Raw genomic sequence first — 26192 nt, forward strand, 5'->3', positions numbered from 1 at the left:
AGTTAATATTTTTTAGTTAGCTTGATTAAAAAAATTGTATGAATATGAAGTTTTGAGAGGAGATTTATTTTTCATGAAGTACAAAGCAATAGCCGCAGGTTTATTAGCAGCAAATTTACTAGCACATCCAATTAGTAGTTTAGCAGAAACGAAGAAATTTCCTGATGTTTCAGATAGTGCGTGGTCGAAAGACGCAATTTATTATTTAGTAGAGAGAAATGTAATTAACGGTATGCCAGATGGTAACTTTATGCCATACGGAAATTTAACACGCGCTCAGGCAGCAAAGATTATCGCAACAGCAATTGGTGCTAAAGTAGATCCAAATGCAAAGCCGTCTTATAATGATGCGAAAAATAGTTGGGCAGCTTCATTTATTGCAGCCATGGAAAAAGAGAATATTATTAAGGGACGAGAACCAGGAGTATTTGATCCTGAAGGAAAAGTAACTCGTGCTGAAATGGCAGCTATGCTTGTAAGAGCATATAATTTGAAGAGCAAAGTAACAGGACCAGTTCCTACAAAATTTGCTGATTTAGAGAATCATTGGGGTAAAGAAGAAGTTAATATTTTAGTAGAATTAAAACTTTCTTTAGGTACAGAGAATGGCTGGAAACCGAATGATTCTATTACGCGTGAACAAGCAGCTCAACTTACTGCGCAAACAGATAAATTTAGCAAGAATAGTGATCGTCCAGTAGAAACAAAGAAAATGTACATAGATAGAAAATTCATTACATATCACGCACCATCATTAAGTTCTGGGATTAGTGCAAATCAGCATAATCCACAAATGGTTGAAATTAAAGAAGAACGAGATGGATGGATCAAAATTGCAACAAGTAACGGTGATAAATGGACACCTTTAGTAGAGAAAACAGAAGTTATTAATGAAGGGTTCACTACTTATGCAGAAGCTTCTTCTTCGTCAAAAGTAATGGGAACACATAACGCACAACAAGTAACTGTTATTGAAGAGAACGGCAGCTGGATTCGTATCCGCATGGGCGCCGGTTTCCAATGGGTTAATAAAAATCAATTAAATCCAGTGAAGCAAGGTAACTTCTTAGAAGGAAAAGCGATTATCATTGATCCAGGTCATGGTGGAGTTGATCCAGGGCATTCTGGTGTGAAAATGGATGAAAGTGCTATTGTATTAGATACATCTTTACGTGTACAAAAACTATTTGAACAAAAGACACCATTTACTGTTTTATTAACACGTAATGATGATACGCGTCCGGGAAATACTCCTGGTGAATCTTTGAAAAAACGTGTAGAATTTGCACAAGAAAATAAAGGTGATATTTTCGTAAGTATTCATGCAAACGGGTTTAATGAACAAGTAGAAGGAACAGAAACGTTCTACTACAGATCGGCAACAAATCCAAACTCAGAAGAAAGCCGTGTACTAGCAGAAAAAGTACAAAAACGTTTAGTACAAGCACTTCAATCAAATGATAGAGGTGTAAAGACAGAAAACTTCTATGTAGTGAAATACAATACAATGCCTGCTATTTTAGCTGAACTAGGTTTCATCGATGCTAAAGGTGAAGGTGAAAAACTAGCTACTGAAGAATGGAGACAACGTGCAGCGGAAGCGATTTATCAAGGTATTTTAGATTACTATGAAGAAATGGGTAACAACGTGTCTTCTTTCCGTTAATAAATAATAAGAGATTGCCATTGGCAGTCTCTTTTATTTATTAACGTTTCTCTTTATTTCCGGCATATGATATCATTTAATTTTATATACAAAAGAAAAGTATTTGAATAATTGTAATCATAACAATTTTAAACGATAGAGGATGATAATAGATTGAATAATTATAGTAAAACACCTGCCTGTATATATACGTATGCATTTCGTGAGGAGGAGCGTGCTTTATGTTACTTGGAAATGCGCTCGTTCTTTGGAATGGAGTCCCACGTTAATATTTTAAAAAGTGATGTCAAGATTGACCCGAGTAGAAGTGCGTTTATGAAAGAGCGCGTTGAGGTTATGTATGAAGGGGACGACTTAGAAAGCATTTTAAAACAAGTGGAACAAATTGATTTGGCGGGGGCGTCGTTTAAAGTTATCTTCGTTAAAATCAATGACCTCGTTGGAGAAAATAAAATTGAATATGGAGAAAGACGTCTTATTGAACGAGACCTTGGCATGCATATTGAAGGAGAAGCGGATGTTCGTAATCCAGAGCGTGTATTCGGGATCGTTCCTCTTGGAGGACGCTGGTACTTCGGGCACTATGTAGAAAGCGAACCAGTTTGGTATCATCACATAAAAAAACCGCATAGTTATTCGACATCACTTAGCACACGTGTTGCGAGATCGGTTGCAAATATCGCTGTACCAAATCCAGAAGGAGTACGAGCAATTGACCCGTGCTGCGGTATTGGAACAGTAGTAGTAGAAGCACTTTCTATGGGGATTAACATCGTTGGTAGAGATATAAATCCACTTGTAGTTCTTGGAACGAGAAAAAACATCGCACATTTCGGATTTGAAGGAACAGTAACAAAAGGACCAATCGAGGAAATTACTGAGAACTACGACGTTGCCATTATCGATATGCCGTACGACCTATTTACGCATGCCACACCAGAAGACCAGCTCTCCATTCTTTCAAGTGCACGCCGCATCGCGAAAAAAGTAGTCGTTGTCACGATGGAAACAATGGATGACATGATCCATGAAGCAGGATTTGAAATTACAGATCGCTGTATTACAAGAAAAGGATCATTTACTAGACAAATTCTTGTTTGTGAATAAGAAAGGAAGGTCACCCGTTTGGGTGACCTTTTTAGTGTAGTTTGATGTGTGATTGATTGGCAGTTTGTAGGCGGCGATAAGTTGATATTGTGATAGGAGAATCTATTACTGTTCTTTTAATTTCTCTTGCTGTGCAAGTAATAAATTGCGTAATACGTGTCCGCGGTAACTTTCTAGTTTTCTTCCTTCATGATAGCGTACGCCTAATTTTTTTAGTTCAGCTACGTACCAGCCCTTTGTTCCGTAGTACATTGGATCACTTCCTTTTTGCTTTTGAACAGTATATGTTGGGGAGCGAAGTAACTTTACATTGAAAATAATAAGACTGGTTGTATCAAGGGGGCCCCCATAACATAGACTCTGGACAGTGTATAAAAAAATAGACAGTAGTGTATGTTTTTCTAAAAAATGCATACAAATTTATACCCTATGCGTTGGCATGATATTTGCAATGAAAAGAGTATCAACGTATAGGGGAGAGATAGAAATGAAGGTTAGTAAAATATATACAACGATTGATGCACACGTAGCTGGGGAGCCGCTTCGAATTATTACGGGCGGAGTGCCAGAAATAAAAGGAGAAACGCAACTGGAAAGACGCGCCTACTGTATGGAACATTTGGATTACCTTCGTGAAGTTCTTATATATGAACCGAGAGGACATCACGGAATGTACGGTTGTATCATTACACCGCCTGCAAGTGCTCACGCTGATTTTGGTGTGTTATTTATGCACAATGAAGGCTGGAGTACGATGTGTGGTCATGGCATTATTGCTGTCATTACAGTTGGAATTGAAACAGGCATGTTTGAAGTAAAGGGTGAAAAACAAAAGTTCATTATTGATAGCCCAGCCGGAGAAGTTATTGCGTATGCAAAATATAACGGGAGTGAAGTAGAATCTGTATCATTTGAAAATGTTCCTTCATTTGTATACAAAAAAGACGTTCCTATTAAAATAGATAACTATGAATTTCAAGTAGATATCGCGTTTGGAGGAGCATTTTACGCTGTTGTAGACTGTAAAGAATTTGGTTTGAAAGTTGATTTCAAAGATTTATCTGCTATTCAAATGTGGGGCGGTAAAATTAAACATTATATAGAGAGCAAAATGGAAGTGAAACATCCACTTGAAGAAGGATTGAAAGGAATATACGGCGTTATCTTTTCAGATGAACCGAAAGACAAAGGTGCTACGCTACGAAATGTAACGATTTTTGCTGATGGGCAAGTAGACCGTTCTCCTTGCGGTACAGGAACTTCAGCGAGAATCGCAACTCTTTTTGAAAAAGCTACCTTGCAAAAAGGAGAAGTATTCATCCATGAATGCATTACTGATGGGAAATTCCAGGGAGAAGTATTATCCGTAACCGCAGTAGATACATATGAAGCTGTCGTTCCGAAAGTAACGGGGAATGCCTTTATTACAGGATTTCATCAGTTCGTTGTAGATCCGAGAGATGATTTGAATCGAGGATTTTTGTTAGGATAAGAGGAGGGGGTGGAAAGATATGCTTGTCATAAGCGCGAACGAACAAAGAAACTTAGTAAATATGAATGAAGTTATTGAATACGCGGCGCTTGCTTTAAAAGAATTTTCCGCAGAAAGAACGATTACACCAATAAGAGGCTCATTACCATTTGCGAACGAGCAAAATACGGCATTAATTATGCCTTCAGTAGCGGAAGGACTTGAGGCACTTGGAGTAAAAATAGTAACGGTAGTCCCGCAAAATAAACAGATAGGAAAGAAAACGATCAATGGGATTGTGATGCTATCAGACTTTCAAACGGGAGAACCGCTCGCACTTCTAGAAGGATCGTACTTAACGATGATCCGAACGGGCGCCTTATCAGGAGTAGCGACAAAATATTTAGCTCGTCATAACGCAAAAACTTTATGCATTATCGGCACGGGTGAACAAGCGAAAGGAATTGCCGAAGCAATATTTGCGGTTAGAGATATCGAAAAAGTCATCTTATACAATCGCACAGAAGAAAAAGCGTATGCATTTGCGCAATATATACAAGAGAAATTTGGTAAACCTGCTTACGTTTACAAGGATCCAAATGAAGCAGTACGTGAAGCAGACATCATCGTCACAACTACGAACGCAACCACACCAGTCTTCTCAGAAATCTTGCAAAAAGGCGTCCACGTAAACGCCGTCGGCTCATTCAGACCGAGCATGCAAGAACTACCCTCACATGCCATAGCTAAAGCAAACAAAGTAGTAGTCGAATCAAAAGAAGCAGCACTAGACGAAACAGGAGACCTTCAAGTTCCGATAAAAGAAGGTCTATTCAAAGCAAACGCCATTCACGCTGAACTTGGTCAAATTATAAGCGGAGAAAAAGCTGGGCGCGAAAATGATGAAGAGATTACTATTTTCAAATCAGTTGGTTTGGCAGTAGTAGATATTATCGTTGCGAAGTATTTGTATGAGAGAGCGTTGGAGCAAGGGGTAGGGAATAAGATTGAGTTTTGAGACTGCCTTTTGGTGGTCTTTTTTTCAATTCATCAAATGTCATGATAACCTCCTAAATGTGTTTTTTGTCTTTAATCCCATTCTACATTTTCGATCATATAAAACAATCATTTTAGAGGGATTTTCTGTAAGTTGATAGTTTTTTACCTCATTTTATGAGGCTACTTATTCGTGGTCTTTTTATTTTCTCCTCCGCATAAATATAGTTTATCGCAAGAATGCATTAATAGATTACAAACTTTCTACCTTTGCGAAAAAGTTTGACTTTATATAAGGGTAGTGGTAATTTAAAACCTATAAGAAAACTCGGTATTAATTCCAAGTTTTCTTATAGGTGTAAATAGTCGAGAGGGGTCGAAATATGAAGAAGAAGTTGTTTGTATTACCATTTGTCCTACTATTATTTATTGCATTAGCTGCTTGTTCAGGGGAAAAAGATTCGAAGCAAGCAGGAACTAGTAAATCAGGGACTCCGAAAGACGGAGGGGCGTTAACGATTGGTGTTAGCGATAATCCAGATACGATGAATCCGCTTTATGCGAATGATCGTGTGTCATTAACTGTGCAGCAAGCTTTATATGCGCCGCTATATCATATGGAAAACGGTAAGAAAAAGTTTGTTCTTGCTGAGAGCTTTACGCCTTCAGAAGATCAATTAACTTGGACACTGAAGTTAAAAGATAATTTGAAATGGCATGATGGTAAGAAAATTACATCAGACGATATAGCATTTACATTCCAATCTATTTTGGATGAAAAGCAAAATAGCTCAAGTCGTGAAAACTTTATTTTTAAAGGAAAGCCGCTTGAGGTGAAAAAGGTAGATGAGTTAACAACTCAATTCGTTTTACCACAAGTAAGCGCATCTTTCGAAGGTGTGATGAATGATTTCTTCCCAATTCCGAAACATGTATTTGAAGGGGAAGCAGATTTAGCGAAGAGTAAGAAAAACTTACAGCCTGTAGGATCAGGGCCGTTTAAGTTTAAAGAGTATAAATCAGATGAGTACGTTGCATTAGATCGATTTGATGATTATGTAGGTGGGAAAGCTAAATTAGACTCTATCGTATACCGAGTTGTAAAAGACCGTAATACAGCAAATGTTTCACTGCAAAATGGTCAAATCAACATGAAGATGATTGAGCCACAAGACTTTAAGAAATTAGATAGCACTGGGAACTTCTCAATGGTGACATTCCCTGAAGGTAGATTATTCTACTTATCTTATAACATGAATACGGAGCTTATGAAGAAAAAAGAAGTGCGCCAAGCAATTGCACATGCGTTAGATAAGAAAGAAATGATTAACTCAGCATTCGTTTCAGGTGAATTTGCAGAACCAGCAAATTCAATCTTAACGCCAGACGCTATGTATTATGCGAAAGATATTAAAGAGTATAAGTATGATAAAAAAGAAGCGAAAGATTTATTAGCAAAAGCTGGCGTGAAAGATAAAGAAAAAGTACGCGTCATGTATGTAACGAATAATAAAATTATGGAAAGCTTAGCGCTTTATACACAACAAAAATTAAAAGAAGTTGGCTTAGAAGTTGAACTAAATGCATTAGATGCTAGTGCAGCAAGTGAAAAAGGCTTAGATAAAGAGAATAAAGAATATGACATTACATTTGGTGGTTACATAATGGGACCTGAGCCAGATTCATATAAGAGCTTATTCTTAAGTAATGCTGAATACAATTATGCACGATATAAAAACGCTGATTTCGATAAGTTATGGGAAGAAGCTGCAGTTGAAACAGATAAAACAAAACGCGCAGAGCTATACCATAAAATTCAAGAGACAGCTAGAGAAGACGTACCTTATCTACCAATCGCGTATCCGAAAGCAGTTATTGCAGTAGATAAAAAGTTTGATGGATTAAAAGAAGCGAAAGCAATTCCTGTCACAATGTTTGAAGATCTATCTAAGATTTATGAAGTGAAATAAGAAACAATAAAGAAGCTGGTGGAAATCAGCTTCTTTAGCTTGAGGGGGGAAGTTTGTGTATAAAGTAATTGCGAAGAGGCTTTTAAATGCAATTCCGCTTTTATTTGTTATTTCTATTATTTCTTTTCTATTAATAAAACTAGCACCGGGGGATCCGGTTCGAAACTTTGTAACGCCAAACATGAGTCCAATTGATGTGGAGCGTATTCGCAAAAGTTTAGGACTAGATCAACCAATTTACGTGCAGTATTTTTTATGGTTAAAAAACATTTTAACAGGAAACTTTGGTTACTCACTTCAAAATCATCGTCCTGTTTTGGAACTTATCACAGAAAGATTACCTGCAACAATTGGGTTAATGGGATCATCTTTACTCGTCTCATTCGTAATCGCAATACCACTTGGACTATTTACAGGTGTGAAAAAGAATTCATTCTTTGACCGCATTGTAAACTTTATTTCATACGTTGGTATTTCTATGCCGGTTTTCTGGTTTGCACTACTATTAGTCTACTTATTTTCTTTAAAATTGAACCTAATTCCGAGTATGGGTATGCGCACAGTAGGTAAAGATTCTGTCTGGGATATTGTGCAACACGGCATTTTACCTTGCATGGTGTTAGCGTTCCAAAACGTATCTGTTTATATGAGATATATTCGTTCAAGTACGATTCAGCAATTAGAAGAAGAATATGTACAAATTCAATATGCGTACGGTGCTTCGAAGAAAACGGTTTTATTTAATCACGTACTTCGAAATGTATTAATACCAATCATTACAATTTTCGGATTATCGATTCCAAGTTTAGTAGGCGGAGCGTTCATTACGGAAACAGTATTCTCATGGCCGGGTCTTGGTTCACTAGGGGTAAATGCTATTTTTAGATTTGATTATCCGATTATCATGGCAATTACATTACTATCATCATTCATGTTAATTCTCGGTAACTTAATTGCTGATATTTTATATGGCGTAGTAGATCCGCGCATTCGAATGAGGGGGTGATTTGGAATGAATAGTAGGAGATTTCAAACGATAAAACATAGTTTTACGAAAAATAAGTTTGTTGCAATGGGAGTTATTATACTTGCGATTTTAACGGTCGCATCAATTTTCGCATTCGTATCGCCGTACGATCCTAGCAAAATGTCGATTCCAGATCGCTTACAAGAACCGAGTATGAGTCATCCTTTCGGAACGGATGATTACGGAAGGGATTACTTAACGAGAGCGTTATATGGCGGACGAGTTTCACTTGCGGTCGGTTTCCTTGCGATGGTTGTTTCTATTACAATCGGTACTGCAGTTGGAACAATTAGCGGGTATTTTGGCGGAAAGTTAGACAACTTTTTAATGCGAGTTGTTGAAGTGCTTATGTCAATTCCATCATTCTTTTTAATGCTACTATTAAATGCGTATTTAAAACCAGGAATTACGACGTTAGTTCTTATTATCGGATTACTAACATGGATGGACACCGCCCGTATCGTAAGGGCAGAAACGTTATCTGTAAAAGAGCGTGAGTACGTTTTATACGCAAAAGTATCAGGACAAAAATCACTTATGATTATTGTAAGACATATCATTCCTAATATTTTATCAACCATTATTATCGCCGCGACATTAACGATTGCGACATCGATTTTAATGGAATCATCACTTAGTTTCTTAGGATTAGGTATTAGAGAACCAGATTCTTCTTGGGGCAGCATGCTAAACAATGCGCAAGGATATATTGGTGAAGCTTGGTATTTAACGCTCTTCCCAGGATTTCTTATCCTTTTAACGGTACTTAGTTTTAACGTAATTGGTGAAGCATTGAAGAAAGCTTTCGCACCAAAAGGAGCCGGACATGAAAACTAAAGTGTTAAGTGAAAGGAGTGAGAAGCGTGTCTGAAAAACTACTAGAAGTGAAAAATTTAAAGACTTCTTTTTTCATAGAAAGTGGCGAAGTTGAAGCGGTTCGCGGCGTTACATTTCGCTTAAATAAAGGAGAAGTAGTCGGTATCGTTGGGGAATCTGGAAGCGGAAAGAGTGTAATGGCGAAGTCCGTTATGTCTCTCGTTACGTCACCAGGAAAAGTGAAAGAAGGAGAAATCCTTTTTCATAATGAAAACATACTTTCTAAATCTGAAAAAGAATTACGTTCTATTAGAGGAAATCAAATTTCACTTATCTCTCAAGACCCAATGTCAGCGCTAAATCCAGTCGTGAAAATTGGGAAACAAATGACGGAAGTAATTATACGTCATCAAAAAGTGAAAAAGAAAGAAGCAGAGCAGATCGCAATCAACTTGTTAAAGCAAGTCGGCCTTTCGTCACCAGAAGAAAGGGTAAAACAATATCCGCATGAACTAAGCGGTGGTATGAAGCAGCGGGTTATGATTGCAATGGCGATGTCTTGTAACCCTGACCTTCTTATTGCTGACGAACCGACGACTGCACTTGATGTAACGATACAAGCACAAATACTAGATTTAATGAAAAACTTAAAGAACGAAACGAATATGGCGTTACTTCTTATTACGCATGACTTAGGAATTGTCGCGCAAAACTGTACGCGCGTCATCGTTATGTATGGCGGGCTTATTATGGAAGAAGGACCTGTACTTGATATTTTCCAAGCGCCGAATCATCCATATACGAAAGGGCTATTAAACTCTCTGCCAAAAATAGCGAACGGCGTAAAAGAAAGACTCGCTCCTATTCAAGGTGTAACGCCAAACTTATTAAATCCACCACAAGGTTGCCCATTCGCAGAGCGTTGCCCGCATGCGATGGACATTTGTGAAAAAGAACGTCCGCCATATTTTGAAATCGGAGACGGAAGGCGTTCCATGTGCTGGTTAAATGATAGGGCGGTAGGTGATTCCCATGCATGAAGAAAACTTAATTGAAGTTCGGAACTTAAAAAAGTATTTTCCTATTAAAAAAGGACTATTCGGTAGAAAAACAGAGCAATTAAAAGCAGTCGATGACCTAAGCTTTACAATTAAAAAAGGTGAAACATTCGGGTTAGTAGGAGAATCTGGCTGCGGAAAATCAACGACAGGAAGAAGCATCATTCGTTTACACGACGTCACTTCAGGTAACGTTTTATTCGACGGAAAAGATATCGCAAGTTTAAAGGAAAGTGAACTAAAAGAATATCGAAAAAGAATGCAAATCATTTTCCAAGATCCATACGCATCATTAAACCCGGCAATGAACGTATTCCAAATTATTAGTGAGCCAATGAACATTCATGGATCTTATGAAAAAGAAGAACAAAAAGAAATCATTTTAGACCTTCTGAAAAAAGTAGGCCTAAAAGAAGAACACTTATACCGCTATCCGCACGAATTTAGCGGAGGTCAAAGACAGCGCATCAGCATCGCGCGCGCACTATCTGTAAAACCAGACTTTATCCTATGTGACGAACCAATCTCAGCACTAGATGTCTCAGTCCAAGCGCAAGTCGTAAACATGCTGCAAGACATTCAAGAAGAAACAGGCGTCACATATTTATTCATCGCACATGACCTATCGATGGTAAGACACATATCAGATCGAATCGGAGTCATGTACTTAGGAAACATAGTAGAAATTGCCGACAGCGAAGACTTATACACAAAACCGGCACATCCATACACACAAGCACTACTCTCATCTATGCCAGAACTAGATCCAACAAACACAGGCAAAGAACGGATCATCCTAGAGGGGGAAGTTCCAAGCCCGCTCAACTCACCGTCCGGCTGCAAATTTAGAACGCGCTGCAAATTCGCCACTGAAAAATGCGCACAGGAAGTACCGAAGATGGTTGAGATTGCGAAAGGGCATGAAGTGGCTTGTCATTTGTTTTAGGGAGAGAGCACCAGGGGGAACTGGTGCTTTTTTCTTTTGCGTTGGGGTGTGGGATTGGTTGTAGACTAATGGTCAGTGATTGTTTATAGTTGCATTTCCTGTTATATAATTTTCCTTATTTTTCAACTATAATTGTAATGATATGTTAGATTGTATATTTTATCCTTAATATATTTAATGGAAGGGGGACTCTCTATGAAATTGCTTCGTTCATTTCTCATTTTGACTCTTGTTGTATTGTTAAGCGCATGTAATACAGCAACAAAAGTCACAAAGGTTCAAAAAAATGGCGAAACGACTTTAACAATTGGTTCTTTGCAGGGGTATTACGATGTACAAACGCTTAAAGCTGAAAAAGGAAATGTGGAAATTCCTTATGAGGCAGCAGTTGAAGAAGGTACGATTTTATTGCAAGTCACAAAAGACGATAAGGTCATTTATGAAGAAGAAGTCACTTCTCAAAAAGAAGGTTTGCTTTCTTTTGAAGCGCCAAAATCCGGATCATATGATTTAATTGTACGTGTGAAGGGTGAAGAAGAGAAAGCGAAAGGAATTCAAATACATACGAAGCTATGAAAAAACGGCAAGCGGAGTATACTCGCTTGCCGTTTCCATTTCCAGTTGGTTCTGGCATAACAAATGCTCATCAATTTCAAGAAGTGAACGTAAAGTAATTCCGAAGTATACAATATTTTACTTTCAGCGATGTAATCCCTAATAAAAGATTCAATAAATTTCATAATATAAATATTTAATTCTAATCATTAAAAATCCTACTTTTTCTTACTTTAATTGTTTCTAAAATATAAAGAAGAATACCTAAACCAAATATTTTTTCAGCATTAGAAATATTATTACCTAATTTAATAATCGGTACATTTAAGCCAAATCTTTCACTCCATTCTAAAGGCATATATCCCCTCTTGCAGTTTATTAATATACGATCATCCATTGTACGAAACGACGTTTCGAAAAAATCAAATTCCACTTCTATCTCAGAAATTTTTATCTCTTTTTCATTCATCAAAGAACCACGTACCATTCCAAATCCTTGTATCATATTTTCTTTAAACATACCTACACAATTATAATTCGAATCATAAATAGCCCAATCATAATTTTCAACTTCACTTTGAAAATATGCAAGGATTTCTCCATCACTTGCTTCCAATCCAAAAACTTCTTTATTTTTTAAAATAGGTAATGTTGAAGAAATCATCTTTGTTCCTGCTACATATCTTCCATCAGGAGTATATAAACCTAAATGTTTATTATTGCCGGGTAATTCTAACAAAACATAAGTATCAATATCCCAAAATGTTAAATCATTTTTAATTATATTTTTTTCTAGTAAATTTCCTTTTCTTAATTGCCAAAATCCAATACTAAAAAATACAAGAGAAGCTATAATAATTAAGATTACTGGTCCCCAATTAATATTACCCCAAGTATTATACATACCAATTAATCCATAAAGAAAAAGCCCAGTTCCAATTAAACACTTCAACTTTCCCTTTTTTTATAATACTCAAATAATTCCACATAAACACCTCTATCAGTTGGTCTTAATATTTCAATTACCTTTCAAATAGGGGGCACATTACCGAAAGTGAAAAATTGTATGCTAAGGGTGTAAAAACCTATTATAGCAGGTTTTATAGACGTTATATTTACCTTTATAATAAAAGAGGACGTGGAGTAACTTGATTATTCTTAATCATTCGACAAGATACAACAATTTAAGATCATATTTTTTGCTATGATAAGTAAGAAATTTACATATCGTGTTATTGGGGGATAAAAAGAGATGTTGAAAAAATTTACTACATGTATTTTAGGTGGCGCTTTAGTATTCAATTTATCTGGTTGCGGCAATACATCCGACAAAACTTCTTCAGAATCTAAAGAAACCAATTCTAAACAAGAAGAAAAGAAAGTGCAAACAACTGATGAGGCGAAAACGAAAGAGAATACAAAGCAGAAAAATACAGAACAAACAAAAGAGAAATCAAAAATAAAAGAAAAAGAGTATGCTGTAAACAAGGATTTTCATACACCTAAATTTGATGTAACTGTAAAAAGAGTTGTAGAAAGAGATAAGGTTGGTAAAGAGAGTATAGGATTCCAAAAACCTGAAGATGGACATGTCTTTATTGTTGTAGAAGCAGAAGGGAAAAATATCACAAACGAACCGATGAAATTAGCCGTTTTACCATCAGTGGATTTAGTGGATGAAAATGATAATGCTTATCAAAGTGATGTGTTAGCAGCTAGTAGTTATGCGGTTGAAAAAGGTGAGACCTCTACTATTACTAAGGAATTAAAACCAGGGGAGGTAAAGAGACAAAATAAAGTTTACGTGATTAATAAAGAAAAATTTGATACAGGAAAGTGGTATGTAGTTGTTAACCATGAGTATAAGGAACAAATTAAATAGTGTTTATTTATGAAGAGGAGATGGCTCCTCTTTTTTTTTACAAGTTAACACAGAATTTCGTTATAATGTAGAAATTTAATGTTTTCGAAAAAAAGAATTGACTTCTATATTAGTTGTAACTAAAATGGTTACATAAAGATGTAATCAATTTAGTTACAACTAATATCTGCTAAAAATATGATTTATATATTTAATTAAGGATGGTGGTCCATACGTTGCCACCCGGTGTAGAAAGTTACTAACACATTCAAATCAATGCATATTCTAAGCTTTAGTATTTTCTGTTACGGGGCAATAAGGTGCAACGTTATCTTTTGTAAAAAACCTTGGTGGATCTTTCTTTGGAAATATTAGTTTTGGGGAAATATAGTAAGGTATCTAAAAAAGAACAAGGTATAAAAAGATGTACTTATATAAACCAAAAATTTAGTTGAGCTGGATAATAAAAAAAAGGTAGGAGATTTAAATGGAGACGAAACAAGATAACCTTATTTACGTATGGGATGCATATTGTGGATGGTGCTATGGTTTTTCAGAAAGTATTAAAGGATTTTACAAAAACCACACTGAAGTGCCATTAACGGTTTTATGTGGAGGGTTATTTTTAGATAATTTACCAATGAAAAACTTCTCATATATAGAAGAAGGAAATAAAAGAATTAATCAACTTACAGGTGCTGAATTTGGTCCTTCCTATCAAAAATTGGTGGAGGAAGGGACTTTTAAAATGAATTCGAAAGATGCTGCAATTGGTTTTTCAGCTTTACGCTCATTAGCGCCAGACCGTTTATTAGAATTTACTTCTGCTATGCAAAAAGCGTTTTATTATGAGGGCCAAAGTCTGAGTGATCCAGAAACATATCGCAAAATTGCAATCGAGCATGGTTTGGACCCTGAACAAGTATTAGAACGTTTAAACGCTCAAGAAACAATAATAGATGTCCAAAATGATTTCAATAAAGTTCGACAGCTTGGTGTTAATAGCTATCCTTCCTTACTTTTACAAAAGGATAATCAAATTATTCCTATTGGTGGTGGCGTAATGACGCCGGATAAAATTGAAGCGCGTTTTAAAAATTTATATTAAGAAAATTTAGGATATAGTAGCAAACATGTTATCTTAAGCCACCTGACATTTATCTCCGGAATACTCGCCAGTACTATTACACTTTCAGATAAATGGGAGTGGGAGATTTTATCCCGCTTTAACGGGCAGTAAGACCCCCACCTCAAAATTCAGTGGAAGCAAAGAAGTTAGGTGGGGGATCAACTGTCCGTAAAAGTCCGATTGGTGTGGGCTAATAATCAGTGGGGGATGAACAACCCCCCCACTGATTAAAGTTTCACTTTATCGGAACAAGATAAAAATATGATAATTAGTTCATAACTTTAACAAAAGGAGAATAACATATTATGTTTAAAACAATCGATACAAATCAAAAAGATGTGAAATTAACGGTGTTTAGTTCGGACGAAAAAAGCTTTATGGTCACAGCAACATTAGTTGAGAAAGCAGGACATGCATTGTTAATAAACTCAAAATTTACTCAATCTGATTCGAAAGAAATTGTTGAGTATCTGAAAAAAAATGACTTATCTTTAGATAAAATCTTTATTATTCATGGGGATCCAGACTACTACTTTGGATTAGAGAGCATTAAAGCCGTTTACCCAGAAGCTATAGCGTATGCAACAGAGTCTACTGTTGAACATATCGTTCATTCTGTCTTAGGGAAATTAAAAGTTTGGAAAGATGTCCTTGGAGAAAATGCACCAAGTAACGTGGTATTACCTCAAGTGTTTAAAGAAAAAGCGATTGATTTTCAGGGGTTAACATTTGAACTAGTAGGCTTAGATCATTACAGAACTAGCCTATTTAATAAAGAACTAAAAGTATTAATTGGTGGTATTGATGTCTTTAACGAAATACATGTATTCTTAGCGGACACTAACTCAAAAGCGGCTATGGAGGCGTGGATTGAGAACTTGAAAGTATTACAAGCGTTACATGCTGACATAATTGTGCCTAGCCATGGATCAATTGAAAAATCCCTAAATAATCAAGCACTTACTGCGACAATGGATTATCTAAGAACGGCGGTTCAAGCTTCTGAGGAAAGTGGAACTTCAAAAGATTTTGTGGCAAAACTTGAAGCAGCATATCCAGGCTATGCAAATAAAGGTGTATTAGAATTAAGTGCAAAAGTTGTAACAAAAGAAATGCCTTGGGGTTAATGATATGAATAAATATCAAAAGCTATTACATGAAACGTATGTGTTAACTGGCGAAGGGAAATTGGATGCGTTCAAAACGTATTTAAGTGAAAATGTATCTTGGACAGAAGCTGCTGGGTTTCCATATGCAGGTACTTATATAGGTCCAGATGAAGTAGTGAAAAACGTACATGAACGTCTTGGCACAGAATGGGATGACTATAGCGCTAAAGATGAAATCTATGCTTTTAATAACAATACTGTTATCGTGTATGGAAAATATAGTGGGACATATAAAGCTACAGGGAAATCGTTCATAGCAGATTTTTGTCACCTTTATAAGTTTGATGAGAACGATAAGGTTAAGAAGTTTATTCAAATTGTGGACAGTGCAACTGTTAATGAGGTATTAAGTTAGAATGAATCGTTTCTAATATGCCTTGTATAGGGGGAGGTTAGGATAAATGAAATTCCTAACATTACCCCTGACATTACATTTTTGGGAAGGTTTCTCCTTCTTCAAACTTTTTATAGAAGAAAACTTATTTAAGTAGAAGAGGTAGGTATATATGAAATTAGAGAAAAGTTTAATCATAACAATTATTTCTGTATTTATTTTAGGAGTAGTTTCGACTTTGGTATATCAAGCTTCCACTGGTAATAACAAAGGGAACTCAATTAAGAGCGAAAATGTCGCTTCTGCATCAAAAGAAGTAAAAGAAAATGAAAAGAATAAAAAGATGGTAGTTGATTTCTATAATGAAGTTTTTAACAAACATAATATCGATATTATCCCTAAATATGTTAGCGAAGATTATAAGCAACATAATCCTTTTGTTGCTGATGGACGAAAAGCCTTCATGGATTTCTTTAAGGAGGATTTTGTTAAAAATCCTAATTCCTCTGCAGAGATTAAACGTGTAGTAGCTGAAGGGGATACAGTTGCTCTTCATGTACATTCTCGTACTAATTCTCAAGATAAGGGAGTTGCTATAGTGGATATATTTCGTATCAAGGATGGAAAGATTGTCGAACACTGGGATGTAATTCAAGAGATTCCAAGTGAAGCAGCTAATGATAATACGATGTTTTAGATAGAAGATATATTTAATAATTGTTTAAATGATAGTGCTGTATAGAATTTAGAAATTTAGATAATAAGTTATCAAATTTGGAAAACATTTAAAAATAGCATATTAAATGATGGCATAAATTAATACGAAATAGCTCTTTAATAAAAAATCCTACCCATTAAAAAATGAGTAGGATTTTTTATTAAAGAATAGTGCTAATTTTGTGGTTCGGCACCATCTAAATTTGGAAACCATGAAAGTATAGGTACTCTATATCCACGTAAAGTAAAATTGTAATTTTTTCCTTATTTTATGTTTGCTTGCAGATCCACTGAATGAAACTTCATCATAAGAAGGCTATCCTCATTAGAAATAACTTTTTCGGTTCCATTTTTTTGCTCAACCTAGTACAATCTCATCAATATAAAAAAGGACCACCATTACTGGCAGTCCTTTTTTGGTAGTTTTAGAAATTAAATTATAACATATTAATATACAAATTAAAAATATACCTTTACAAAAGATACTATAAGTTTTTTATAATTCTTGATTTCTCAATTTTCATTGCATGATGAATTTTCTAATAAGTATTAACAACTAACAATAAAATTATCAATCCAATAGATTATTAGAAAAAACTGGTTATCCATATGATTTTTTGGTAAAATATAGATATAATTTAAGAGGGTAAAGTTAATATAGATCAACTAAGTAATGCTAAGAAAATGTTTTATTGCATAAAAAAAGGCTCCATTGCTGGAGCACTCAAAATAAACAAACGAATTAAAACAAGAAACAGACAATTTAACTATATAGATAAAACATAAATAAATCTATATATATGTAAAAATGCATATAAAAACTCTATTTATTGATGCTATAATAGGTTTACTCGATGATTGTTATATTTTTTTATGGTTTTTAAGCAATAAATACCTTCTTAACACCAAGTGTACAAGTAAAAGAAGACATCTTAAGCGATGTCTTCTTTTCTTATATAATAACAACACAATAAAATTAAGATGGTTCAAGTGGGAGGAAGGCACCTTTGGGTGTTTTTTCTTTGTCGAATTTGCCTAATAGGGGCAGCACCACATTGCTATCAAGTTAAAAAATTTTTTTCACCCAAAACAAAAAAACGAGCTGAATTCACATAAATAACTATGGAAGAAAACAAAAACTTGGGATTAAAGAACTTGTGATGTGTGACTATATTGGCTGTTTTTATCCAGAAGGATATATTAATCCTGAGTATACATTTGTATTTAATCATGAGGATATCGAAGAAATTATATTTGTAGGTTTTATAGATGAGGAAGAAGAGGCATTTGTAGGATTGCTTAATTGAATAGGATCTAGAAACAGGTGATCTTCAAATTCCGATAAAACTAGCAATCTCCACGCCGAAATTGGACAAATCCTAAGCAGGGAAAAAACGGACGCGAAAATGATGAAGAGATTACTATTTTCAAATCAGTTAGTTTGGCTGTAGTAGATATTATCGTTGCGAATTATTTGTATGAGAAAGTAGTGGAGCGCGGGATGGGATTGAGTTTTGAGGGACTGCCTTTTGGTGGTCTTTTTTGCATAAAATCTTGTAAAGTAAGAAAAAGTTGAATATTAATATTCTAATATTCAATAGAAAGATAAAATGTTTTAAAGTTCAAAATAATACATTATAATATATTTAGTAAAATTAACCAATTTATATTTTGCTCATTATGTATTAAAGGGGAAATGAAAATGGCTGGACAAATTCGTATGTCACCAGAGGAGCTTAAATCGAAAGCAGCTCAATATGGACAAGGTGCAAATCAAATTGAGGACATTTTAAGTCAACTACAAAATTTACAAAATGAATTAAGAGGAGAATGGGAAGGTCGTGCTTTCGAAGGTTTTGACCAACAGTTCAATCAATTAAAGCCAAAAGTACAAAACTTCGCACAGCTATTACAAGAAATTAATATGCAGCTTAATAAAACTGCAGAGGCTGTTGCTTCTCATGATGAAGAATTATCACGTAATTTCGGTTTGAAATAAAAATTGTCATACTCTATATAACAAGCATTTCAAATGAGCCATACAGCTTATATTGTATGGCTCATTTGATTGCATGCCCAACTTAGCTGGACACACGTTTAAAAAGAGTGATATTGATAGGGAATTTTCATATATTTATTGGGATTTCTTTGGCATGTTCTGAAAATTAGAGAAAGGATTTGAGTGATGGGACAATTTCAAAGTAATTTTCAAACGGCACAACAAATTGCTACGCAGATGAGAACAGCTTCGAATATAATCCAAAGTGCAACAAATCGTTCTATAACAAAGGCGACGCGTACAACACTATCTGTTAATTCCAAAGCACAAGAAGCGAATCAACAAATGTTAGATTTTACGAAACAATTTTCCACTGCCTTTCAACAAGCGGTCGATAATATTCATTCAGTAGCCCAAGAGTTTGAGAGAATGGATAACGAACTTCACAATACTTTTCGCTAATGTGACAACCTACGTAAAGGTAAAATAGTAGGAGGAATATAATGAGTCAAGATATTGAAAAACAAATCAATCAAGTAAATCAAAAGTTAAGAAGTGTATTTGAAGAACAAGACCGAAATCAATCCGCGATTCACATTCAGGAGCAAGCGGAAGCAGATTTTTATGAATGGAGAGGTCGAAACCATCGTTTGTTTGATCGAATTTTAGGAACTTGGTATGGTGATAGAGAAATGTCTCAATTTTTTATGAATACATATCAAGAGGCACAACATATTGAACGAAAAGTCACATTTGAATTAGAAAACCAAAAAGAAACGTTGCTTAAAGAAAGACGAAACCTTAGTGATTTAGAAAACGACCTTTCCTATCAACAACAACAATTAGCGAGGGAGGTCAATGCATGAGCTTAAATATGTATTTAGGAGAAGTACAAGGCCAAACTCAAAGTATGAATGCTGTATGTAACGCTACTATTCAAGGTATGGAACAAGTCATTCAGTCAATTGATGCCTTTGCAATTGATACTGTTCTACAAGGACAAACTTATAGCAGTGCAAAATCATTTTTTGTACAAACCTTTCGTCCTTTAGCGCAAGGAATCATTTATCTGTGTGAAGAGTTAATTCGCCAGAACGATGCTTTTCCAAGTCAATTTCAATCACAAGTCGCTTCCACAGATGTAATTGAACAAGAAATATTAGAACAAATTCGAGAAATTGACCGAATGAAAGCAAGTATGGAAGCCATCAGTCAAGCTATGCCAATCCCAGGTATGGACGCTATGGCGAATCTTTTTACTGTGATGAGGAAAAAACTGCAAGAAAAGCTGGATCATTTGTATCAATTCAATCAGACCTCTAGTAATAATTATAGTACAGCACTTCAATTAGCAGCTAGTATTGCTGCAGGTCTTGCGGAAGTTCAAAGTGGAAAAGGCTTTAGTCCTGCAAGTGGTACATTTAGTACGCAAGGGTTGAATATGGAATGGACAACTTCAATTCAAGCGATTACAGAAGAGAGGGCACGACAAGCTGCCAATTCAATTGAAGAAGGTGAAATGTGTGGTAAGCTACCTGAAAAATCTACTGGTGAAAAAATTTGGGACGGTATTGTAGAGGGTACGGGACAAGCAGTTAGCGATACAATAGACGGAATAAAAGCTTTAGGAGATTGGGAAACGTGGGAAAACATGGGGAACGCTGCTTTGCACCCTATTGATACCCTTAGTACCATGTATAATACATTGTCAGATTCATTTATTAATGATGTAATAAATGGAGATGCTGAAAGTCGTGCTAAATGGGGAAGTTATGCTTTAACACAAGTTGGATTAGGACTTATTGGTGATAAAGGATTAAGTAAAGCAAGTAAATTAGGTCAAGCAGGTAAAGTGACCAAACTAGCAAAAAATAAGATTCCGCAAGCTGTTTCACATATTACAAGTAATTTACAAATGGGAGATCGCTTTGCTTTTGCTGGTGGAAATAGTTTGCGGTTTAGATTTGATACGCCTGATTTTAAAAAAGCTGAAGAAAAGCTGTCGACCTATCAGTTTGCTAGAGGTGAAAGTAATTATGGTGGGAGTAATTTTGTTAATGAAAATCATAGATCTTCACTTTCTAATAGGGAAATTATATCTAATTTACAACATACAGAAAAATTTAGACCAAATACACTCAAACATATCCTAGAGGGTGAAATAAATTGGCGTGGTGACGCAATGGGTTATCATACTGAAGTATTGGAGAATACACCTGGAAAAATAATTAGCGGAACAGAAGAGATATTAAATGATCAAGGCATTTATAAAGCTAGGGTAGAAGTGAATGGAACCCCTAAAACTGGAAATAGAGGATTTTCTACATTTTTCCCTAAAGATTGGAGCCCGCAAAAGATTGTAGATAATATAAATGAAGCATATAATAATAGAACGTATGAATTTGGTAACACATATTCTGGAATAGGTTCAGAGGGTATAAGGATTAGCATGTATATAGATGGGAATGGGAAAATTATCTCTGCTTTCCCAGCGGAATAAATTTTATCTTTAGTATAAAGGAGTACAATAGTAATGAAATATCCATATAGCTTTGAAGTACTTACCAATGGAAAACTAGTTATGAGGCTTCCTCAAGAAATTAAACTTATGGAGACTTTTTTAGGCGTTGAAGTTTCTGCGTTTGGAGATTGGATTTTAGAAGAAATACATAGTGTTTTAAATGGGAAAGAAAATTACGTAGTAGTAAATGGAAACATTTGTGGTTTAGAAATTCGGAAAGATACAACTACTGTCCTAGACAATTTGGCTGAAGATGGTAAGGGAGATTTTTGTGAGATAGAAACGATTGAATTAGTAGATTTAATTCATATTTGGCAAGATAAACAAAAAGAATTTAAAAAAGGAAAAAATAAAGAATTGAAATAATAGATAGAGCTGACTTCTTATAGAGGTCAGCTCTATCTATTATTTCATATTTCTCCATTATCTCAGGTTTTAAAGTCTTTTTTCCTAAATAATTATCAGCAATAGTCATTGCAAAAGAATCTAAAGGTATTTAGATATGATGATGGGTGGAGAGATAGTTCGCATGAATTTTGGTGTGATCCATTTAGTGGATTAAGAATTCGTTTACAGGAAGAGATTGCTATTGTATCTGATTTTATAGAAAATTTATATGAAGTGGATGAATATATAAAGATTTTAGACGATGCTGTAGAAGGGAAATATCTCGATTTTGAATTAGAATATAATGCTGCAGTAGTAAATTCTAATAGTCCGTGGAAATGGAGGTAGATTAGTGGTGGAGAAAAATTAACAGCTCCCCAAAAAGCTATTATTAAGCAGGTTGCTATTGAGAAAGGTTTAATACCTGATGTTCCTATGAAATTAGGTACACAATATCCTGATTTTAAGAAAGCTGGTTTAATTATTAAATCGGATGAGTTACCAGAGGAAATGTGGTTGGCAAGTGACAAACAACAATTTAAATGGTTAGATGCCAGGTAAAATGGAATTAGTACCATTTGGAATACATAATAGCATATTTCATAAAGGTGGGCGGAGTGAAGGACATTGGTCTTATAGATCTAAAGGTAGGTAAAGAAATGGAGGAATTAAAATGAAGATTAAAAATGGTAGTGAACTTCAATCACCAAATGATGAATTAATTGAATCATTTGAGGAATATTGTGAGATAAAATTACCAAATGATTTTATAGATTTTTTGAAAAAATATAATGGCTCTATTCCAATTACTAATGTTTTTTCACATGAAAAAAACGAACTTTTAATTGAACGTTTCTTATGTTTGTTGGAGGACCCAGAAGATGATGATGAAAATGGTTGGTATGATATAGAGGTTGTATTATCTGATATCGATACTCGTTTAACGGATGATGAAGATTTAACAGGGATAAATGTTATTCCATTTGCTGTTTTATTCGCAGGTGATTTTCTTTGTTTAGATTTTAGAGAAAAGGAAATACCATCTGTTGTGGTATGGTATCATGAAGAATCAGAAGAGTTGAATCAGGTAACTAGTGAAGTTGCAGATAATTTTAGTGAGTTTTTAAGTATGTTAAAAGAATAATGTAAGAAAAATAATTAAATTTTATTTATGGATTTGAATTTGTATTAAAGTTTTTTTGCTTTTAATATTTTAATTAAAAAAGAAGACTAATATTTGCTTTTTAATAGGTTGATATATATTTTAAAGAAATTAAAGGAGAAATGTATCAAGGATATTATCCTTTTCTTCTTTATTGATACCAATGTATTTAAGTGTAAATTGTGGGCGATATAGATTGTTATAAATCCTAGGAAACAGCAATTACAATACACTCTATTTCGTGGGGTATTTGGCATGGTATGTTCAGTAGGATTATTAGTTATAACCCAAAAGTTTGCATATGGAATGTTAGGATTACAAACCCCTATCTATTTTATTTTTTCGGTTGGTTTGTATATTTTTGCTATGAATTATTATTATAAAAATCATATTAAAAAACTTCAGGAATCAATCAAAAAATAAAATCATCGAAAAAAAACTCTGGTTTTGGAGTAGTGGCTTTTGTAGGATTGGGTCAACTCATTGCTAATATCAGTCTTGGTTTTGCAACACAAAAGATGGTAGCAATTGTATTAATGTGTGTATACTCCATGTTTTCGTTTATTTTGTTTCATTTCATTATGGAACTCCATAGGTACTATTATTTAAGGAAGCATATAGAAGATGGGGGAAAAGATAGTGATAAATAGGGAGTTTTATAATTATGAACAACATTACATGGATTAATGTAAGTGAGAAAAAAGTTACAGATGAACAAATTGAACAATTAGAAGAGTACTTTGGTATTAAATTTCCTAATGATTTTATTGAGTGTGTAAAGAAATATGATGGTGGCTATCCTACTCCAGATACATTCAATATTCCTAATCAGGATGAAGATTCACTTAATAACCTTTTAACCTTAGACTCTGAGAGAAAAATTTCTATGCTGCAAACATATAATAGTATAAAAGATAGATTGGTAGATAAAGTATATCCTTTTGCTAGAGACCCGTTTGGTAACCTTCTATGCTTTGATTACCGAAATAATCCTCAGTCACCAACAGTCGTATTTTGGGACCATGAGGAAGAAGAAATGGAAGAATCCATCTATCCTGTTTGTTCATCTTTTGCAGAATTACTTGATAGCTTATATGAGTTTGAAGACGAGGACGAATAATTAATTATGAGTAACAAAAGTAAGACTTATGTAAATTACGCATAAGTCTTTTTAATATTATCCCCAAGTTAAGAAGATTGAGGGGGAAAATTCTCATGAATCTAGGGGAGCTAGTTTAAAAGAAATTAAAAGACAATTAAATATACCTAGATTTCAACACCCGATTAGTCAAAAAATGGTACCATTAACAGATAGTAATGGTAAAAGGATATTAAATGATAATAAACAGCCTATTATGACTCGAGAATTAACATATGAAGTAAAAGGTCAAAAAATTATAATTCAAGATCATTCAGAGGGTCATAAGTTTGGAGAAGGTGGAATTGGAGATCAGCCACCGCATCATAATATAAGACCTGAATACAATACACGAACAGGACAGGTAGATGGTATGGAGGATCATTATTATTTTGATAAGAGAAATAAAAAATAGGGAGTATAAAAATGATTGATCAATTTAAATTTTTAAATCCACAAGCGTTAATTAGTATTTTTGGGAAAATACCAAAGTTTGAAGAATCAGAGTTATTAGATGTGCGTCTTAAAAGAGATGGTCCTACTTTAGTTATTCAATTGATGACAAAGGAAAATGTTGAAAACAAGCCAAAACGATGGAATAAGTGGGATGTAATTTATGTAGAGATATCTTTCTTTACTATTCATAATTTAACAATAAAAGGTTTAGGGACAGAAAATATAATTGATTATTTTGAAATAAATACGATAGAAGAAGAAGGTTTATTAAAAATTAAGTGTAAGAATCAAATGTTAGTTGAGTGCTCGTTTGAATGGGCAAAGGTAGAAGGAGTAACCCCAGGCTTAATAGGATTACCGTAATTTTGATGGGAAGTAGATAGTTAATTTTTATAATATTCATATTTTAATGTTTTGGGGTTAAGTCAGGAATTTATAAAGGACATTTGAAACGTTGATAGTATTGCAAACATATGAAGCGGAAATTACTAAAATTAAGATACCTGATTATATACCTGTATTAGATGATTATGATAGAAGTGTCAAAGGTGAGATTATAATAGGTGGGTATGGTTATAGATTCCGCAGGAGTTTCATTTAAGTTTGAGAAGGAAGCGAGATAATAGAATGCAAAAATTTTCAAAAATAGTTATATGTGTTGGTGCGTTAATAATGATTATACTGGGCATGATTGTACATGATACATGGAAGGATAGGATTTATTTTTCTTTAGCTGTACTTTTTGTTACCGTACTTTCTTTACTATGGAATATAGTTGCTTATAATATTATGGATAAATTTAGAAAAAAGGAGAATAAATAGCTATGAAACTTTTAATGATCGGAACAATAGCAGGGTGGTTTAATTAACATGAAAAAAAGTATAGATTTTAATAAGAAAGCTTTTGCACATTATATGGCTCTTTATCCTGTAAATGAAATAAGAGTCCACGTAATTGTTCTTGTCCTTTTGGGGGCAGACGTGTTTGTTCTTTTGCCTGCGTTTGCGAATCCTTTTCGATTACTCTATGTATATATAGTAACTCCTCCAGTTGTTTTTTTAAATTTGTGGGCGATATGGATTGCTATCAATCCTCGGAAACGACAATTACAATACACTCTATTTCGAGGAGTATATGGCACCATATGTTCAGTCGGATTATTAGTTATAACTCAAAAATATGCTTATGAAGTGTTACAATTACAAACTCCTATCTATTGTATTCTTTCATTTGGTTTGTATAGTTTTGCTTTGTATCATTTTTATAAAAATCATATTGAAAAACTTCAGGAACCAAGAAAAAAATCAAAATCATCGAAAGGAACTGGTGGTGTAAAAGTAGCAGCTATTGCAGCGGGATTGGGGCAGTTAATTGCTAATATAATTCTTAGCATTGCAACACAACAGATGGGTGCGATTGTATTTATGTGTGCATGCACAGTGTTTTCGTTTGGTTTGTTTTATATGATTATAGAACTCCATAAGTATTATTATTTACGGAAGCATATAGAAGATGGAGGGAAAATACGTATAGGCTTTTAAATGGAAAAAAAGAGCAGCTTCTCTAATGGTGATGAGCTTTCAACAAAGGCTATAGCTGGGAAATTGGATGTGAATATACCCTATGATTGGAAGAGTTTAAAAGAAGATGTATTTGTTAGTAAAGTTATTGGCGTAAAAGGGGCAGCAGGTATTTGAGATAACTCA

General features: G+C 34.5%; 30 protein-coding genes and 5 pseudogenes. 32 read left to right on the forward strand and 3 right to left on the reverse strand.

Annotated elements, in window-relative coordinates:
• Positions 1–73: 73 nt before the first annotated feature.
• Together ACTFRM_RS00970 and ACTFRM_RS00975 are read left to right on the forward strand one after the other, a co-directional pair.
• On the forward strand, positions 74–1666 hold the full coding sequence (locus tag ACTFRM_RS00970; protein WP_033695769.1) for an N-acetylmuramoyl-L-alanine amidase: 1593 nt from the start codon (positions 74–76) through the stop codon (positions 1664–1666).
• A gap of 153 nt (positions 1667–1819) precedes the next feature.
• Positions 1820–2773 (forward strand): TRM11 family SAM-dependent methyltransferase, encoded by a 954-nt coding sequence (locus tag ACTFRM_RS00975; protein ID WP_173600739.1) that lies wholly within the window; start codon positions 1820–1822, stop codon positions 2771–2773.
• Positions 2774–2878: 105 nt separating this feature from the next.
• Here the strand turns inward: ACTFRM_RS00975 and ACTFRM_RS00980 are convergent, their stop codons facing one another.
• A complete protein-coding gene (locus tag ACTFRM_RS00980) occupies positions 2879–3154 on the reverse strand; it encodes a YflJ family protein (RefSeq protein WP_139245397.1) in 276 nt (91 codons plus the stop codon).
• A gap of 106 nt (positions 3155–3260) precedes the next feature.
• Between ACTFRM_RS00980 and ACTFRM_RS00985 the strand changes: the two genes are divergently transcribed.
• The 8 genes from ACTFRM_RS00985 (at position 3261) to ACTFRM_RS01020 (ending at position 11633) form a co-directional block, all read left to right on the forward strand.
• Positions 3261–4265, forward strand: coding sequence for a proline racemase family protein (locus tag ACTFRM_RS00985; RefSeq protein WP_173600738.1), 1005 nt, complete (start codon positions 3261–3263; stop codon positions 4263–4265).
• 19 nt (positions 4266–4284) lie between these two features.
• Entirely contained in the window at positions 4285–5262 is a 978-nt protein-coding gene (locus ACTFRM_RS00990; RefSeq protein WP_000960320.1) for an ornithine cyclodeaminase family protein, read from the forward strand.
• Between the two features lie 361 nt (positions 5263–5623).
• A complete protein-coding gene (locus tag ACTFRM_RS00995) occupies positions 5624–7210 on the forward strand; it encodes an ABC transporter substrate-binding protein (RefSeq protein ID WP_000727699.1) in 1587 nt (528 codons plus the stop codon).
• Positions 7211–7265: 55 nt separating this feature from the next.
• The gene (locus tag ACTFRM_RS01000) at positions 7266–8216 is read left to right on the forward strand and encodes an ABC transporter permease (RefSeq protein ID WP_000278777.1); all 951 of its coding nucleotides are present in this window, start codon (positions 7266–7268) and stop codon (positions 8214–8216) included.
• A gap of 6 nt (positions 8217–8222) precedes the next feature.
• The gene (locus ACTFRM_RS01005; RefSeq protein WP_075677740.1) at positions 8223–9074 is read left to right on the forward strand and encodes an ABC transporter permease; all 852 of its coding nucleotides are present in this window, start codon (positions 8223–8225) and stop codon (positions 9072–9074) included.
• 26 nt (positions 9075–9100) lie between these two features.
• On the forward strand, positions 9101–10093 hold the full coding sequence (locus ACTFRM_RS01010) for an ABC transporter ATP-binding protein (protein ID WP_001291154.1): 993 nt from the start codon (positions 9101–9103) through the stop codon (positions 10091–10093).
• Positions 10086–11057 carry an ABC transporter ATP-binding protein gene (locus ACTFRM_RS01015; protein WP_000544123.1) on the forward strand — a complete coding sequence of 324 codons (972 nt, stop codon included), beginning with the start codon at positions 10086–10088 and terminating at the stop codon, positions 11055–11057. The genes ACTFRM_RS01010 and ACTFRM_RS01015 overlap by 8 nt, the downstream gene beginning before the upstream one ends.
• Positions 11058–11252: 195 nt before the next feature.
• Positions 11253–11633, forward strand: coding sequence for a BA_1872 family lipoprotein (locus tag ACTFRM_RS01020; protein WP_000771857.1), 381 nt, complete (start codon positions 11253–11255; stop codon positions 11631–11633).
• A gap of 181 nt (positions 11634–11814) precedes the next feature.
• Here ACTFRM_RS01020 and ACTFRM_RS01025 read toward each other — a convergent pair.
• Positions 11815–12599: pseudogene (locus ACTFRM_RS01025) on the reverse strand (ABC transporter ATP-binding protein).
• Between the two features lie 265 nt (positions 12600–12864).
• Between ACTFRM_RS01025 and ACTFRM_RS01030 the strand changes: the two are divergent.
• From ACTFRM_RS01030 to ACTFRM_RS01105, 16 genes and pseudogenes are all read left to right on the forward strand, one after another.
• Complete coding sequence (locus ACTFRM_RS01030) at positions 12865–13494, forward strand: hypothetical protein (protein ID WP_000913402.1); 630 nt, start codon at positions 12865–12867, stop codon at positions 13492–13494.
• Positions 13495–13960: 466 nt separating this feature from the next.
• A complete protein-coding gene (locus ACTFRM_RS01035) occupies positions 13961–14581 on the forward strand; it encodes a DsbA family protein (protein WP_000448622.1) in 621 nt (206 codons plus the stop codon).
• 326 nt (positions 14582–14907) lie between these two features.
• Entirely contained in the window at positions 14908–15729 is an 822-nt protein-coding gene (locus tag ACTFRM_RS01040; protein ID WP_000477278.1) for a hypothetical protein, read from the forward strand.
• 4 nt (positions 15730–15733) lie between these two features.
• Complete coding sequence (locus ACTFRM_RS01045) at positions 15734–16126, forward strand: nuclear transport factor 2 family protein (RefSeq protein WP_001046359.1); 393 nt, start codon at positions 15734–15736, stop codon at positions 16124–16126.
• Positions 16127–16277: 151 nt separating this feature from the next.
• Positions 16278–16802: a nuclear transport factor 2 family protein gene (locus ACTFRM_RS01050; protein WP_000764208.1), complete on the forward strand. Its 525-nt coding sequence runs from the start codon at positions 16278–16280 to the stop codon at positions 16800–16802.
• Between the two features lie 1141 nt (positions 16803–17943).
• Positions 17944–18129, forward strand: a pseudogene (locus tag ACTFRM_RS01055) (DUF4176 domain-containing protein); the annotation flags it as partial.
• 116 nt (positions 18130–18245) lie between these two features.
• On the forward strand, positions 18246–18398 hold the full coding sequence (locus tag ACTFRM_RS01060; RefSeq protein ID WP_230641402.1) for an ornithine cyclodeaminase: 153 nt from the start codon (positions 18246–18248) through the stop codon (positions 18396–18398).
• A 126-nt stretch (positions 18399–18524) separates the two neighbouring features.
• Positions 18525–18821, forward strand: a complete 297-nt coding sequence (locus ACTFRM_RS01065; RefSeq protein ID WP_000918587.1) for a WXG100 family type VII secretion target — start codon at positions 18525–18527, stop codon at positions 18819–18821.
• A 186-nt stretch (positions 18822–19007) separates the two neighbouring features.
• A complete protein-coding gene (locus ACTFRM_RS01070; RefSeq protein WP_000529655.1) occupies positions 19008–19283 on the forward strand; it encodes a TIGR04197 family type VII secretion effector in 276 nt (91 codons plus the stop codon).
• 41 nt (positions 19284–19324) lie between these two features.
• The gene (locus ACTFRM_RS01075) at positions 19325–19687 is read left to right on the forward strand and encodes a DUF3958 family protein (RefSeq protein ID WP_000076122.1); all 363 of its coding nucleotides are present in this window, start codon (positions 19325–19327) and stop codon (positions 19685–19687) included.
• Positions 19684–21321, forward strand: coding sequence for a ribonuclease (locus tag ACTFRM_RS01080; RefSeq protein ID WP_000056051.1), 1638 nt, complete (start codon positions 19684–19686; stop codon positions 21319–21321). The genes ACTFRM_RS01075 and ACTFRM_RS01080 overlap by 4 nt, the downstream gene beginning before the upstream one ends.
• Positions 21322–21354: 33 nt before the next feature.
• Positions 21355–21708 (forward strand): type II toxin-antitoxin system toxin, encoded by a 354-nt coding sequence (locus ACTFRM_RS01085; RefSeq protein WP_000877046.1) that lies wholly within the window; start codon positions 21355–21357, stop codon positions 21706–21708.
• 108 nt (positions 21709–21816) lie between these two features.
• Positions 21817–22047: pseudogene (locus ACTFRM_RS01090) on the forward strand (hypothetical protein); the annotation flags it as partial.
• A 117-nt stretch (positions 22048–22164) separates the two neighbouring features.
• The gene (locus ACTFRM_RS01095; RefSeq protein WP_002025382.1) at positions 22165–22290 is read left to right on the forward strand and encodes a hypothetical protein; all 126 of its coding nucleotides are present in this window, start codon (positions 22165–22167) and stop codon (positions 22288–22290) included.
• A gap of 1 nt (position 22291) precedes the next feature.
• Positions 22292–22384, forward strand: coding sequence for an HNH endonuclease (locus ACTFRM_RS01100; protein ID WP_088351714.1), 93 nt, complete (start codon positions 22292–22294; stop codon positions 22382–22384).
• An 18-nt stretch (positions 22385–22402) separates the two neighbouring features.
• The gene (locus ACTFRM_RS01105; protein ID WP_017674472.1) at positions 22403–22873 is read left to right on the forward strand and encodes an SMI1/KNR4 family protein; all 471 of its coding nucleotides are present in this window, start codon (positions 22403–22405) and stop codon (positions 22871–22873) included.
• 129 nt (positions 22874–23002) lie between these two features.
• Here ACTFRM_RS01105 and ACTFRM_RS01110 read toward each other — a convergent pair.
• Positions 23003–23077, reverse strand: a pseudogene (locus ACTFRM_RS01110) (integrase); the annotation flags it as partial.
• Between ACTFRM_RS01110 and ACTFRM_RS01115 the strand changes: the two are divergent.
• The 6 genes and pseudogenes from ACTFRM_RS01115 to ACTFRM_RS01140 form a co-directional block, all read left to right on the forward strand.
• Positions 23069–23541, forward strand: a pseudogene (locus ACTFRM_RS01115) (hypothetical protein); the annotation flags it as partial. The pseudogenes ACTFRM_RS01110 and ACTFRM_RS01115 sit on opposite strands and share 9 nt — an antisense overlap.
• 14 nt (positions 23542–23555) lie before the next feature.
• Complete coding sequence (locus ACTFRM_RS01120) at positions 23556–24011, forward strand: SMI1/KNR4 family protein (RefSeq protein ID WP_001060032.1); 456 nt, start codon at positions 23556–23558, stop codon at positions 24009–24011.
• Between the two features lie 235 nt (positions 24012–24246).
• Positions 24247–24444 carry an HNH/endonuclease VII fold putative polymorphic toxin gene (locus ACTFRM_RS01125; RefSeq protein WP_000196398.1) on the forward strand — a complete coding sequence of 66 codons (198 nt, stop codon included), beginning with the start codon at positions 24247–24249 and terminating at the stop codon, positions 24442–24444.
• 11 nt (positions 24445–24455) lie between these two features.
• Positions 24456–24848: an immunity 50 family protein gene (locus tag ACTFRM_RS01130; RefSeq protein ID WP_000566919.1), complete on the forward strand. Its 393-nt coding sequence runs from the start codon at positions 24456–24458 to the stop codon at positions 24846–24848.
• Positions 24849–25355: 507 nt separating this feature from the next.
• On the forward strand, positions 25356–26027 hold the full coding sequence (locus ACTFRM_RS01135; protein ID WP_088338447.1) for a hypothetical protein: 672 nt from the start codon (positions 25356–25358) through the stop codon (positions 26025–26027).
• Positions 26028–26183 (forward strand): hypothetical protein, encoded by a 156-nt coding sequence (locus ACTFRM_RS01140; RefSeq protein WP_000412691.1) that lies wholly within the window; start codon positions 26028–26030, stop codon positions 26181–26183.
• Positions 26184–26192 lie beyond the last annotated feature (9 nt).

The organism is Bacillus cereus group sp. MYBK227-1 (assembly GCF_051916325.1).
Classification (GTDB): domain Bacteria; phylum Bacillota; class Bacilli; order Bacillales; family Bacillaceae_G; genus Bacillus_A; species Bacillus_A cereus.